Source organism: Sinorhizobium meliloti (assembly GCF_017876815.1).
Classification (GTDB): domain Bacteria; phylum Pseudomonadota; class Alphaproteobacteria; order Rhizobiales; family Rhizobiaceae; genus Sinorhizobium; species Sinorhizobium meliloti.
This window is the reverse complement of sequence record NZ_JAGIOS010000001.1, coordinates 3846771-3859031: the sequence shown is the minus strand read 5'-3', so window position 1 is coordinate 3859031 and position 12261 is coordinate 3846771. Positions and strand designations below refer to the sequence as shown.

The 12261-nt window shown below is 61.5% G+C and carries 14 protein-coding genes and 1 tRNA gene; 8 read left to right on the top strand and 7 right to left on the bottom strand.

Going from position 1 to position 12261, the window contains the following annotated elements; genetic code table 11:
- Positions 1-70 precede the first annotated feature (70 nt).
- A complete protein-coding gene (locus tag JOH52_RS18770; protein ID WP_003529293.1) occupies positions 71-577 on the bottom strand; it encodes an outer membrane protein assembly factor BamE in 507 nt (168 codons plus the stop codon).
- A gap of 137 nt (positions 578-714) precedes the next feature.
- On the opposite strand from JOH52_RS18770, the gene JOH52_RS18765 reads away from it, so the two are divergent.
- From JOH52_RS18765 to JOH52_RS18740, 6 genes are all read left to right on the top strand, one after another.
- Positions 715-1251, top strand: coding sequence for a ubiquinol-cytochrome C chaperone family protein (locus JOH52_RS18765; protein ID WP_010969116.1), 537 nt, complete (start codon positions 715-717; stop codon positions 1249-1251).
- Between the two features lie 82 nt (positions 1252-1333).
- The gene (locus tag JOH52_RS18760; protein ID WP_003529291.1) at positions 1334-1885 is read left to right on the top strand and encodes a YceD family protein; all 552 of its coding nucleotides are present in this window, start codon (positions 1334-1336) and stop codon (positions 1883-1885) included.
- 193 nt (positions 1886-2078) lie between these two features.
- Positions 2079-3122 carry a phosphate acyltransferase PlsX gene (gene plsX / locus JOH52_RS18755; protein WP_003529283.1) on the top strand — a complete coding sequence of 348 codons (1044 nt, stop codon included), beginning with the start codon at positions 2079-2081 and terminating at the stop codon, positions 3120-3122.
- An 18-nt stretch (positions 3123-3140) separates the two neighbouring features.
- The gene (locus JOH52_RS18750; protein WP_003529280.1) at positions 3141-4112 is read left to right on the top strand and encodes a beta-ketoacyl-ACP synthase III; all 972 of its coding nucleotides are present in this window, start codon (positions 3141-3143) and stop codon (positions 4110-4112) included.
- Positions 4113-4205: 93 nt separating this feature from the next.
- On the top strand, positions 4206-4544 hold the full coding sequence (locus JOH52_RS18745; protein WP_003529278.1) for an integration host factor subunit alpha: 339 nt from the start codon (positions 4206-4208) through the stop codon (positions 4542-4544).
- 142 nt (positions 4545-4686) lie between these two features.
- Positions 4687-5217, top strand: a complete 531-nt coding sequence (locus tag JOH52_RS18740; RefSeq protein WP_014529812.1) for a MerR family transcriptional regulator — start codon at positions 4687-4689, stop codon at positions 5215-5217.
- 63 nt (positions 5218-5280) lie between these two features.
- On the opposite strand, the gene JOH52_RS18735 is transcribed toward JOH52_RS18740, so the two are convergent.
- Positions 5281-5496: a hypothetical protein gene (locus JOH52_RS18735; protein ID WP_010969117.1), complete on the bottom strand. Its 216-nt coding sequence runs from the start codon at positions 5494-5496 to the stop codon at positions 5281-5283.
- A gap of 181 nt (positions 5497-5677) precedes the next feature.
- Here JOH52_RS18735 and JOH52_RS18730 point away from each other — a divergent pair.
- Positions 5678-5754: transfer RNA gene (locus JOH52_RS18730), tRNA-Pro, on the top strand.
- A gap of 450 nt (positions 5755-6204) precedes the next feature.
- Here the strand turns inward: JOH52_RS18730 and JOH52_RS18725 are convergent.
- On the bottom strand, positions 6205-6480 hold the full coding sequence (locus JOH52_RS18725; protein ID WP_014529755.1) for a hypothetical protein: 276 nt from the start codon (positions 6478-6480) through the stop codon (positions 6205-6207).
- A gap of 655 nt (positions 6481-7135) precedes the next feature.
- Between JOH52_RS18725 and JOH52_RS18720 the strand changes: the two genes are divergently transcribed.
- The gene (locus JOH52_RS18720) at positions 7136-7408 is read left to right on the top strand and encodes a hypothetical protein (RefSeq protein WP_010969118.1); all 273 of its coding nucleotides are present in this window, start codon (positions 7136-7138) and stop codon (positions 7406-7408) included.
- 181 nt (positions 7409-7589) lie between these two features.
- Here the strand turns inward: JOH52_RS18720 and JOH52_RS18715 are convergent, their stop codons facing one another.
- From JOH52_RS18715 to JOH52_RS18700, 4 genes are all read right to left on the bottom strand, one after another.
- Positions 7590-7853 carry a hypothetical protein gene (locus JOH52_RS18715; RefSeq protein ID WP_014526676.1) on the bottom strand — a complete coding sequence of 88 codons (264 nt, stop codon included), beginning with the start codon at positions 7851-7853 and terminating at the stop codon, positions 7590-7592.
- A 361-nt stretch (positions 7854-8214) separates the two neighbouring features.
- Positions 8215-9459, bottom strand: a complete 1245-nt coding sequence (locus JOH52_RS18710) for a glycosyltransferase family 4 protein (protein WP_010969120.1) — start codon at positions 9457-9459, stop codon at positions 8215-8217.
- Complete coding sequence (locus JOH52_RS18705) at positions 9456-10700, bottom strand: O-antigen ligase family protein (RefSeq protein WP_003529257.1); 1245 nt, start codon at positions 10698-10700, stop codon at positions 9456-9458. The genes JOH52_RS18710 and JOH52_RS18705 overlap by 4 nt, the downstream gene beginning before the upstream one ends.
- Positions 10697-12259, bottom strand: a complete 1563-nt coding sequence (locus tag JOH52_RS18700; protein WP_010969121.1) for an undecaprenyl-phosphate glucose phosphotransferase — start codon at positions 12257-12259, stop codon at positions 10697-10699. The genes JOH52_RS18705 and JOH52_RS18700 overlap by 4 nt, the downstream gene beginning before the upstream one ends.
- Positions 12260-12261: the final 2 nt, after the last annotated feature.

The window sequence follows — 12261 nt, the reverse complement described above, 5'->3', positions numbered from 1 at the left end:
CAGGCGTCTTGAAAGCAGAAGGCCCGCGGGACCTGGTCTCGCGGGCCTTTTTCGCGCCGTTGCGGCTCGGTTACTTGCCGAAGTCCTTGAACAGGTTGCGCGCGGCGGCCTGTCCGGCACCGGGGCCGGACAGGAGCTGGCCGAGGAAGCTCGATTCCTTGCCGCCGGTCGGCGTCGTGCGCGTCAGCATGTCGAATACCTTCCCGTCCTTCATCGTGTAGTGCGCGAGCTGGCTGACGGTGCCTTCCTTGTCGAAATAGACGGCGAGGATGGACTGATCGATGATCTTCGGCTTCATGAAGGCGACCGGCCGCTTGCGGGTCTGGGAGATGTAGTAGAACACCTCATTGTCGAATGTCGCGGTCGTGGAAGGCGTGCCGAGCGAGAGCAGTACCTGCTCGCGGCTCGATCCGACCGGCACGAGTGCCAGCGTTTCCTGGTCGACGACATAGCCCTGATGCAGGACTTCACCCACATTTGCGGACATGCAGGCGGAAAGGGCGGTAGTGCAAAGGGAAGCCACGAGCACGGCACGGCCCAGGACTTTTAGGTTTGTCGTCAAATACCGCTTCGTCAAGGACTGCTCCCCTGGAGTAACGATTGGCAGATCGGCCATTGCAATTCGTGCCCGCTTCGGTAAACCAGCTTCGGCTATCATGCAACATGATCATGGGCGCTTGCCCCTGATTTCGAGAAAGCCAGCCGGCCCCTGTGATGATTTTTGGACTGTTCAAGAAAAAAAGCGGCAATATTGCGATTGTGAAGCGCCAATATGCGGCACTGACCGCGGCGGCGCGCCAGCCGTTTCTCTATACCGACCTCGATGTGCCCGACACCGTCATGGGGCGCTTCGAGATGTTGTCGGCGATTCTGATCCTTTATTTCCGCCGCACGCGCAGCTCGGCGCGAGCCGGCCAGGAAATCGCGCAGGAGATTGTCGACGCCTTCTTCGAGGATGTGGATCATTCCATCCGCGAGCTCGGCGTGGGCGATGCGAGCGTGCCGAAGAAGATGAAGAAACTTGCCGGCATGTTCTATGGCCGCCTCGAATCCTACGCGGCGGCCCTCGAAGGACGGGATGCCGGCGCATTGGCGGCCGCATTGAGGCGCAATTTTCACGCCGACGTGGAGGACGCGCCGTCCATGCGGGGCCTCGCCTCCTACCTCCTTGCGGTCGAGTCCGTGCTCTCGGATACTGCCGAAGAGGCCGTCGAGACGGGTCAGTTGCGCATCCCCCCGGCCGGAACGTAAAAGCGCCGCGATCGTTCGTCGATCGAATGGCAGCGTGCCGACCGCGCCCTGCCGCGGCGCCGGCGCGAGGAAGGACCTGAACATGAAGCAAGAGAGCAAATCGGCATTCTCCTACCCGGTGAAGGTCGGGCATATTTCGGCAAATCCTGTCACCGTGCATGTGTCGGCGAACGATGCAGAACTGCGGGCTCTTGCCAAACTTTGGCGCGTGGACGGCGTCTCTTCCCTTGCCGCCGACCTGCAGATTGCGCGCTGGAAAAAGGACGGTGTGAAGATCAAGGGCGAGGTTCGTGCGCACATCGTGCAGACCTGCGTCGTGACGCTCGAGCCGGTCGAGTCGGATATCCGGGAGCCGGTGGAGGCGATCCTCGTGCCGGAGGGATCACGTCTCGCGCGGCAGGCCGACACCGATGGCGGCGAGATGATCGTCGATCCGGACGGGCCCGACCTGCCCGATACCTTCACAGGCGATACGATCGATGCCGGCGTGGTCGTCAGCGAGCACGTCGCGCTCGCCATTGATCCCTATCCGCGCAAGCCGGGCGCCGCTTTCGGCGAGCGCATCGAAAGCTCCGCAGCGGACGACGAACGACCGAACCCGTTCGCGGTGCTGAAGGACTGGAAAAAGGATTGAAACGGCTAGGCCCCGGCTTACAATTCGGTTGTCACGCCGACGAAAAGCAGTATTTTGGCCCGACTCCAGCCAAGGGGCCGTTGCGCCGAGACATTGCATGCCGGCCCCACTATCAGAAGGAACATGGATCGCCGCCGCTTGATGCTTGAGGGGCGAAATATGTTGCGTGGCGGGAAAAAAGGATAAGACACGCGTGGTCAGAATTTCACTTGACGTGATGGGAGGCGACTATGGTCCTGAAGTCGTCATCCCGGGCGCAGCGAGAGCGCTCGAACGTCACCCGGACATAAAGTTCGTTCTTTTTGGCCAGGAAGCGCGATGCATCGAACTGCTCGCCAAGCACCCGAAGCTCAAGGCGAGCAGCACGTTCCATGATTGCGAGATCGCCGTCGGCATGGACGAAAAGCCGAGCCAGGCGCTTCGGCGCGGACGCGGCAAATCGAGCATGTGGAAGGCGATCGACGCGATCAACGCCGACGAAGCGGATGTGGTCGTCTCGGCGGGGAACACCGGCGCGCTGATGGCGATGTCGGTGTTCTGTCTGAGGACGATGCAGGGCATTCAGCGGCCGGCGATCGCCGCCATCTGGCCGACGCTGAAGGGCGAAAGCATCGTCCTCGACGTCGGCGCGACGATCGGCGCGGACGCGCAGCAACTCATGGATTTCGCTCTGATGGGCGGCGCAATGGCCCGGGCACTCTTCGAGGTCGAGCGTCCTTCCGTCGGCCTTCTGAACGTCGGCGTGGAGGAGATCAAGGGTCAGGAAGAGGTTAAGGAGGCCGGGCGCCTCATCCGTGAGGCCGACGTCGAGGGAATCGAATATTACGGCTTCGTCGAAGGCGATGATATCGGCCGCGGCACCGTCGATGTCGTCGTCACCGAGGGCTTTTCCGGCAATATCGCCCTGAAGGCAGCAGAGGGAACGGCGCGTCAGATCGCCGAATATCTGCGCGCCGCGATGTCGCGCACGCTTCTTGCAAGGGTCGGCTACGTCTTCGCCAAGGGAGCCTTCGACCGGCTCCGCGAGAAGATGGATCCGCGAAAGGTCAATGGCGGGGTGTTCCTCGGCCTCAACGGCATCGTTATCAAGAGCCATGGCGGCGCGGACGCCGAGGGCTTCGCCGCGGCCATCGACGTCGGATACGATATGGTGAAGAACGGCCTCAAGGCGAAGATCGAGGCCGACCTGGCACGGTATCATGGCGCCCAGCCGTCCGAAGCCGTTCCGCGGGCATGAATGATGAGGTTTGAGTAGATGATCCGTTCTGTCGTGCGCGGCTTCGGGGCAGCACTGCCGAAGCGAGTGATGACCAATAAGGAAATCGAATCCAGGGTCGACACGTCCGACGAATGGATCGTGCAGCGGACCGGCATCCGCCAGCGCTATATCGCAGGCGAGGGCGAGACGAGCGCCTCTCTCGGCGAGGCGGCGGCGCGGGCGGCGCTCGAGAGAGCCGGGCTGACGCCGGACGACGTCGACCTGATCATCGTCGCGACCTCCACTCCGGACAACACCTTCCCTGCAACCGCAGTCAACATCCAGAACCGCCTCGGCATGCGGCACGGTGCGGCATTCGACATGCAGGCGGTCTGTTCCGGCTTCGTCTACGCGGTGGCGACGGCCGACGCCTATATTCGCGGCGGCCTCTCCAAACGCGCTCTTGTCATCGGCGCAGAGACCTTCTCGCGGCTTCTCGACTGGACCGACCGGACGACGTGTGTGCTGTTCGGCGACGGCGCCGGCGCAATCGTTCTGGAGGCGCAGGAGGCGGCCGGGACCAAGGCTGATCGGGGCGTTCTGACGGCGCAATTGCGCTCCGACGGCGCCCACCGCGACAAGCTCTATGTCGACGGCGGGCCGTCGACGACCGGCACCGTCGGCCATCTCCGGATGGAAGGGCGCGAAGTCTTCAAGCACGCGGTCGGCATGATCACCGACGTGATCGAGGCGGCTTTCGAGGCAACCGGAACGACCGCGGACGACATCGATTGGCTGGTTCCGCACCAGGCCAATCGCCGCATTATTGACGGCTCGGCCAAGAAGCTGGGCATCCCTCTCGAAAAGGTTGTGGTTACCGTCGACCTGCATGGCAACACCTCCGCGGCATCGATTCCGCTTGCCCTCGATGCCGCCGCCTCTGACGGCCGCATCAAGAAGGGTGATCTCGTAATGCTCGAAGCGATGGGCGGGGGCTTCACCTGGGGCTCCGTTCTTCTTCGCTGGTAAGAAAATAATGAATTACGGCAGGCGCTTGACCGGAAAAGACAAGGGCAATAGTCTTCAATCGCTGATCGGCATGCCAGACATCGGTGGGGGAAGATGAGCGGAAAAACAGTAACGCGGGCAGACTTGGCTGAATCGGTTTTTCGCAAGGTGGGTCTGTCTCGCACGGAGTCCGCCGAACTCGTAGAGACCGTTATCGACGAGATCTGCAACGCAATCGTGCGTGGCGAGAGCGTGAAGCTGTCTTCTTTCGCAACGTTCCAGGTGCGCGACAAGAACGAGCGCATCGGCCGGAACCCGAAAACCGGCGAGGAAGTGCCGATTTCTCCGCGCCGGGTGATGACCTTCAAGGCTTCGAATGTACTGAAGCAGCGGGTCCTGAAGGCGCATCTGAGCCGCAAGTCCAAACTGAAGCCGTCCAACCCGGCTGGCTGAACTGCCGTCGGCGACCACAAATGTGGTTGAAAACCCATCCATAAGCCATTGAAGTAGGCGTGATTCGTGTAATCATCGCACGACGATCCGTGCGTCGCGCCGCCGATCTTGTCCGGCGAGCGCCTTATGGAGATGGGACCACATGGAAAAAAGCCCGGATGCTTTCCGCACCATCAGCGAGGTTGCGGACGAACTCGATCTCCCCCAGCACGTGCTTCGTTTCTGGGAGACCCGGTTCCAGCAGATCAAGCCGATGAAGCGCGGCGGCGGGCGCCGCTACTATCGCCCCGAGGATGTCGACCTGCTCAAGGGCATCCGCCACCTCCTCTACGATCACGGCTATACGATCAAGGGTGTGCAGAAGCTCTTGAAAGCCAACGGCAACAAGTTCGTCGCCGCCATCGCGAGCGGTGACCTTGCGACCGTCGAGGCGCTTGCCGCTTCCAGCAACGAAGAGCCGGCGCCGCCCAAGGCGGGCGTCGCGGAGGAGGACCAGATCGTCGGCCGCCCGAAGGCGCCGGCGAGCCGGCGCTTCTTCTCTTTCGGCAACGGAGGCGACGATACCGAGATTACCATCGGCCAGACATCGGTCGGCAAGGAAGACAGGGCGCTGCTGCAGGAAGCGCTCTACGACCTCCTCGAATGCAAGCGTCTTCTCGACCAGGTTCGGTAGCAGGGAAGGCACGGGAAGGGGGCCTCGAAAGCGCTGCCGAGGCCCAACTCGGTTGTGACCAACTTATTCGGCCGCTTCTTCCGTCGACTGCTGTTCTTTCTTCTGTTTCAGGAGGAGATCGTCAGCGGTCGACTGCTCGGCCTTTGCCACGCTCGCCGTCGTGATCTCCTTGTCCACTTTGTCGATCGATGCCGTGGTATTGGAATGGCCCAGGCAATCGGCTGACGCTGCCGTCGCCGATAAAGCGAAGGCGGCTGCAAGTACGAGGATGCTCTTCATGGGCTTCTCCTGTGGTTTGCAGGCGCAGTTTATCCAGCGCAGGGCATCGATCCAAATCACAAAACTGTTGTTTCGCCGCTTGCGCTACAGCCGGCGGTCTCCAGTGAAGGGCGAGCTCCATTTTCCCCTTGCGCCGGGCGTGTGTTCCGACTAATGAGAGCGGGCTTGTAACCAAGCGGGTCGGAGCGTAGCGCAGCCCGGTAGCGCACTTGACTGGGGGTCAAGGGGTCGTGGGTTCGAATCCCGCCGCTCCGACCATTTTCCGCTTTGGTTTCAACGCGATACGATTGGCGCTTTCGGTAGCCCTACCGGAAATATGGGAACGAAACGCGCTCGGATTCACTGTTCGGAAGCGAATAGTCCCGAAAAACGTTCCACGTCATTTGTTCTTCCTTTGTGCACGTTTCGAGTTGAAGAGCGATTCGAGGGTTTCCGCCACCTCCTCATCGAGGACGTGAGCATAGCGCATCGTCGTTTTAATCGAGGCGCTCGCGAGCAATATCGAAGACGCGCTGGAGCAAATCGACGTCTGTCGGATCGAGGGGTGCCTCACTTCGAGCCGACTGCATTCCATCCTCCCTTTCTGGACCCAGTATCCTGCGCTAGGAGTCCGATCCTCCTCGAGGGAGCACTTGATTGCTGGCACACTGTGCATACGATGACAGACGAGCCGAGGAAGAGAGGCTCGTGTGCCACGGCGCGCGCATTTCACTTACCCGGTTTGGCTTTCCCTTTTAAGCTGTTTCCGCCCTTTCCGCCCTTGGTACTATTTCCGCCTTTGCCGCCCTTTGTGCTATTCCCGCCCCCACCGCCCTTGCCGCCGCTCGAGCCGCTGCCCGAGGCTGCGTTGGCGTCGGAGGTGAGGCTCGTTGAAAGCAACATTGTCACGGCAGGCGGTGTGACGGCAGCGAAGCGGCCGCAAGTCTTTAGAAACTCGCGTCTGTCTCCTTCGCTGAGAGACAGTTCGTCCCGAGGTTTGTCCATCTGCGCTTCCTCCCTTGGCCAGTTGTATAATACAGCGATTGCTAATGTTATGAGATATAGCTTTCTTTATACGAGATCCTGCGTCTGGCTCTGTCGCTTGTCTCGCCGACGGCATCTTCGACCGACAGGCGCGTGCTGCTCGCGGTAATCGGCCGCGCCCTGCGGCGCCGGACTATTCCGAAACGTTGTTCTGGCCAGAAGCGGTCGGAATGTACACCGCGACATCCCGGCTCTCATTTTGTAAGAATGCGTCTGCGCGATCAGGTAAACGGCAATCGTCAAAATCGATAAAAGTATAATGCTTAGTGTTTCGGCAGCCCGTAATCGTCTCTGTCGCGCATCAACCAAATCCTCTCGGTTTCGGTCCCAAGCCACTACGACGGTGCGCTGTAAGGCGGTGGGCCTCAGGGCTGCATTGAAGGGACAATTATGCAGCTCCGAGGTACCACACTCGAGCGGCTGACGAGGGGGGCCGCTCGGGGGTGACAACTCCAATATGCATCAAAGGTTTCGCTCGGTCACCGGCCTAAGACCTTTGCTTTCCACGAGCCGGACTAAGGTCTGATCTGTCCTCGACCGTCAGGTGGGAAAACCCTCTCCTGGAAACCAAGGCATCGCAGGAACGTTAGATTCCGATGTCACTAGGAGCAGGACTATGAAGATCGTAACCACGGCAATTTCCGTTGGCGTCGCGCTCACGGGCATGGCCGGTATGGCCTTTGCTGACCCCTGGAAAGACGAAAGCGGCCACGGCCGCTGGCGCGGGGGCGGCTACTACGACGGGCCTCGTTATGAGCGAAGGGCCTTCAAAGAGGAATACCGCCGTGGCCGCTGCAAGATCGAGCGCAAGTGGGACGATGACGAGTACAAGGAAGAGATCAAGTGCAAGCGCGGCGCTCGTCCGATCTATGGATATTATCGGTATTAACCTTGGTATTGGAACGAAGACACGCCGGCGGTTGCCCTGGACCGAAAGAATGCCATTTTCGCTCAGCCGGTCTTGGTCGCCGGGGTTGGGTATCGCGCTCCGGACCGATGACGGCGACCTGCAGCACCCATCGGCCAAGGCATCCGAGAGCGGGAAGACCGGGGGGGAGATATTCGACGTCTCAGCAGGATGTGCCTGACTTGTGCTGCTGTGACGAACTATCAACAGAGATGTCGGTTGCCTTGGCGGCGACCGCCACAGCGGCCGCGAGTTCATAAGCATCCCGGCGACCTGCCTGGTAGAGACTGATCAGCTTCGCAGCGAGTTGTTCTGCTTCTTCGCTGCAGCGGGACAGCTTTCGTTTGCGTAACTCAGCCCGAAAGACAGAGTCTATCACGTCGAGGTCATAAGGACTGATTGGATTGACATGGATATCGGAGCGCATGGCGCAATCTCCACCATTGGGGCGAAAGCGCGATGATCTCCCAGCCATCGGTGCCCGTGGAAATGAGCCGATGATGAAGATAGTATACGCCCCATCTCGGAGAAACGCGAGCCGCCGTACGATGTCGGACGGAACGGTTGCGGTGGGAAACAGGCCGCGAGAGATGACCAGGCGGCGGTGTTCGTCCTGCCCTAGCCTCAGAACGCCCGGAGGCAAAACCGCGCTCACCGAGTCCCGAAATAATTCCCGACCTGATCTTCTGCAATGCCTTTTGTATCAGGGCGTCCAGAAAGTAGCCCTCTCTCCTTGGGTCAAGGGTCCCGGGTTCGAATCCACCGGTCCGACGATCAAAATCAATCCCTTAGCCCCCATGCAGTGATTGAGCGGCTTTCATCATTTCCGTCGGTTTCCAGTCTTCTTGATTCGATCTTACTGACTGCTGTCGGCGGCGCTGCGCTGCCATTCGTCGGTAAACCTCTTCCGTCTCGTCGAGCATACGTTTCAGTGTAAAACGGTCCCGGCGCGCCGCGGCGGCGCCGGCAAGGTGCCGAAACATATCCGGGTCGGCCGCCGCTATCATCGCTCTTGCAAGCGGTGAGACGTCCTCGCTGTTCGGAACGATGTAGCCGTTCTCTCCGTGATCGACGGCCGTTCCGGCTCCGCCGACGTCGGAAATGATGATCGGCCGGCCGGCGGCTGCCGCTTCGAGCATCACATAGGACATTGCCTCGTAGCGGCTCGGCATGACGAGGAGATCGAATGCGGGTACCGCCTGAGGTCCCGTAAAGGCCGAGGTCAGATGGATGCGGTTCTGCAAGCCGCTTGCGGCGATCGCGGCGCGGACCTCTTCCTCCAATTCTCCCGATCCGATCATGACGACGTGACTGTTCCTGACCGCCGACGCGGCCTTGCCGAAGGCATTGAGGAGACGCTCGGGCGCCTTTTGTGCCGAGAGCCGGCCGATGAAGCCGAAAACGAAGGCGTCCGCCGGAATGCCGAAGCTGGCGCGCACCGTCTGCGCCATATCGGGCGAAGGGGTGTCGACGCCGTTGACGATAACGGACATGCCCTTTCCCGAAATGCCGATCGACAGCGCATGGGCGAATTCGTCACCGGAGACCGTGACGAGATGGTCGGTGAAGAAGCGGGCGAGAAGTGTTTCGATCGCCCCGTAAATCAGTCGGCCGCCGCGCCCGAGCGTCGGGTCCATCGTCCTGAAGGCATGCGGCGTGTAGACGCGCGGCACGTGCCTTCCCGGGAGGCGCAGGCGCGTCAGGGCTCCGGCCTTGGAACTGTGGCCGTGAATGACGTCGAACGGCCCGGCAGTGCGGATGATGCGATTTATGGCGCGTAAGCAGGACCAGTCGGAGGGGCCGGGCGCCCGGCGCATGCCGACCGCATGAATGGCGGGAAGGCCGAGCGCCTTGAGTTCGCGCACGAAGCCGTCTTCGGCCCGAACGGGAGAATAGATCGCTTCGACATGGTGGCCGCGCGCATGCATGCCGCGGCAAAGATCGAGAAAGTGGCGTCCGGACCCTCCGCCGCCGGGTTCCAGTACCTCGAGCAGGCGCAGAGGGGCGTCGGGCGGCTCGCGACTCGTGGTCATGCGGGCGTTCCGGAGCGGATCTGCCTTCTATGGCGATATTCGAGCGCGGCGCACCCCCAAAGGATGCCGAGAAGCAGGTAGAAATGGCGCCAGTGATCGGTGTCGATCACGTTGCCGATACCGACATGGCCCATCAGCGTGGTCCAGGCGATCATCAGATATGGTTGCCACGGCCTCTCGAGCAGCAGGAAGCGGAAGCCGAGCGACAGCGTCCAGAGGATGAGCGCGACATAGGCGACGAAGCCGAGCCATCCATAGGATGTCAGGCTCTTCAGAAGCACGTTGTGCTCGTCTTCGGGAAACATGGTGCTGAACACCATGGGGCCGATGCCGAGCGGCTTTTCCATGGCCATCAGAAAGCCGATCCGGTGCCGGTCGAAACGCCCGAGATGTCCGCCGTCATAATCCTGGACGAGCTGGGTGCGGCTCGAGAAGAGAGACGCGACCTGGTCCGACTGCAGGGCGACCACGAGTGCTGCCACCACGAACAGGGCGCCGGAGAGCGTCAGCACGAGAATCCGGAGGCGGAAGAGACCGCTGCGCTGCTTGAGCAGCATGACGAAGACGAAAGCGACGACGCAGAACAGGTCGAGAGCCCAGGCGGCCCGCGAGAAGGAGAGGAACACGCCGAGCGTGAGCACGAGCAGGCCGGCGATCTTCAAGGGCGCCCGGCTGATCGGCTGCGTCAGCAGCCCGTGAAGGAGATAGAGGGTGGGGGCTACGAGGAACGGTCCGAAGACATTCGGGTCCTGAAACGCTCCCTTTGCGCGATCATAGAGCGTGAAGTTCGCCGCACCCGGTATCGCGCCGAAATAGCCGAGGATGCCGAGGAGGGCGGTGATGACCGCGGCCGCCACCCAGGCGTTGAGGATGAGCGGCAGGCGCTGGTGGCTCTCTTCGATGATGGCCGCAAAAAACACCGCCGTGAGGCAGAGGAAGCCGGTAACGGCCATATACATCGGACCGGTCCCAAGGTCGGCCATCACCGTCAGCGACAGGATACCGCCGATCATGAACAGGACGAGAAGGACCGTGAGCGGAGCCGTGGCACGGGAGATCCTGAGGCCGAAAAGCGCCCAGAGGCCGATGAGCCCCGCCATGAAGACCTCGTAGGGCGCGGGCTCGGCGATGACGAACCCGGACAGAAAGACGCCGATCGTCACCAGGCAGGAGCCGACGAGCGAAATCGCGGCAAGCTGCGGGCGAAGGATAACCGGCCGCGATGCGGTGACCGCGGTCAATAGGCGTTTTCCGTGTTCAGCAGCCGGAACGGCGTGAGGATGAGAATCTTCAGGTCGAGCAGCAGCGACCAGTTCTCGATATAGTAGAGGTCGAATGCCGTTCGGAACCGGATCTTTTCGTCGTTGTCGATTTCACCGCGCCAGCCGTTGATCTGCGCCCAGCCGGTCACTCCCGGCTTGACGCGATGGCGGGCAAAATAGCCTTCGACGACATCGGAATAGGTTCGGTCCTTCGTCTGCGCCAGCACGGCGTGGGGACGCGGCCCGACGAGCGAGAGCTCGCCTTTCAGCACATTGAAGAACTGGGGCAACTCGTCGATCGAGGATTTGCGCAGGAAGCGTCCGAGGGGGGTTACGCGAGGGTCGTTCTTGGTTACGGCGTTGCGTGCGGTCGGGTCGCTCATATGCGTGTACATCGAGCGGAACTTGTAGACCTCTATGGTCTCGTTGTTGAAGCCGTGGCGGTGCTGCTTGAAGATGATCGGACCGGGCGAGGTGACCTTCACCGCGACGGCGGCGGCGAGCATGACGGGCCAGAGCAAAGCGAGCGCCACGAGACTGAAAAAGATATCGAAGCAGCGCTTGGCGACGGAATCCCAGTCGGCGATCGGCTTGTCGAAGATGTCGAGCATCGGGACCTGCCCGACATGCGAATAGCTGCGTGGGCGGAAACGGAGATTGTTGGCGTGCGCCGCAAGCCGAATGTCGACCGGAAGCACCCACAGCTTTCTGAGGAGTGCGAGGATGCGCTTTTCCGCAGTCAGCGGCAGCGAGATGATCAGCATGTCGATGCGGGCGAGGCGGGCGAATTCGACCAGTTCGTCCACTGTCCCGAGTTTCGGATAACCGGCAATCACATTCGGGGACCGGCGCTCGTCTCGATCGTCGAAGATCCCGCAGATGCGGATGTCGTTGTCCGGCTGATGCTCGATCTCCCGGATCAGGTCCTTCGCGGGCTGCCCGCCACCGACGATGACGGCTCGCCGTTCCATGGTGCCGTTTCTCGACCAGTGGCGGATCGAATAGGCGATGAATGCGCGCTCCGCGACGAGGAAAAACCCGCCGGCGAGGAACCATGCGCCGATCCAGAATCGCGAATAGAGGTGGCCCGATTTGAGAAAGAAGAGGCCGAGCGCAATCACGCCGAAGGCAGCCGTCCAGGCGCCGAGGACGCGCGGCGTCATCCTGAGCCAGGCGCGCAGTGCCGGCACCTGGTAGGCGTCGGCGACCTGCATGGCGGCAACGGCAAGCGCCGGTCCGCCGGCGAGCATGAGGAGATACACCGGCAGCTGCTCCAGCGTCGGCGCGACATATTGTGCATTGATGCCGTAGCCGATGGCAAAAAGCGCGCAGAAGTCGAGAAGCCGGATAAGTCCGGTGATCATCGCCGGTGTATAGGTGTCCGCACGGAACTGAAGGGCGATCTGCTTCGCCAGCGGGTTGAGCCCCGCATTGCCCCTTGTCCCGTCCTTTTGTTCGGTGGTCGTCTTGCGGATCTCCGAGACCTTCTTGCGAAGCGCTTCGGGATCGAAGGTCTCTGGCCTGTCAAACTGGTTCATGG

What these genes read in the sequence shown, in the direction of transcription:
- JOH52_RS18765 (WP_010969116.1), top strand. Translation starts at nt 715, where the DNA reads ATGATTTTTGGACTGTTCAAGAAAAAAAGCGGCAATATTGCGATTGTG.
- JOH52_RS18760 (WP_003529291.1), top strand. Translation starts at nt 1,334, where the DNA reads ATGAAGCAAGAGAGCAAATCGGCATTCTCCTACCCGGTGAAGGTCGGG.
- JOH52_RS18750 (WP_003529280.1), top strand. Translation starts at nt 3,141, where the DNA reads ATGATCCGTTCTGTCGTGCGCGGCTTCGGGGCAGCACTGCCGAAGCGA.
- JOH52_RS18745 (WP_003529278.1), top strand. Translation starts at nt 4,206, where the DNA reads ATGAGCGGAAAAACAGTAACGCGGGCAGACTTGGCTGAATCGGTTTTT.
- JOH52_RS18740 (WP_014529812.1), top strand. Translation starts at nt 4,687, where the DNA reads ATGGAAAAAAGCCCGGATGCTTTCCGCACCATCAGCGAGGTTGCGGAC.
- JOH52_RS18735 (WP_010969117.1), bottom strand. Translation starts at nt 5,496, where the DNA reads ATGAAGAGCATCCTCGTACTTGCAGCCGCCTTCGCTTTATCGGCGACG.
- JOH52_RS18725 (WP_014529755.1), bottom strand. Translation starts at nt 6,480, where the DNA reads ATGGACAAACCTCGGGACGAACTGTCTCTCAGCGAAGGAGACAGACGC.
- JOH52_RS18720 (WP_010969118.1), top strand. Translation starts at nt 7,136, where the DNA reads ATGAAGATCGTAACCACGGCAATTTCCGTTGGCGTCGCGCTCACGGGC.
- JOH52_RS18715 (WP_014526676.1), bottom strand. Translation starts at nt 7,853, where the DNA reads ATGCGCTCCGATATCCATGTCAATCCAATCAGTCCTTATGACCTCGAC.
- JOH52_RS18710 (WP_010969120.1), bottom strand. Translation starts at nt 9,459, where the DNA reads ATGACCACGAGTCGCGAGCCGCCCGACGCCCCTCTGCGCCTGCTCGAG.
- JOH52_RS18700 (WP_010969121.1), bottom strand. Translation starts at nt 12,259, where the DNA reads ATGAACCAGTTTGACAGGCCAGAGACCTTCGATCCCGAAGCGCTTCGC.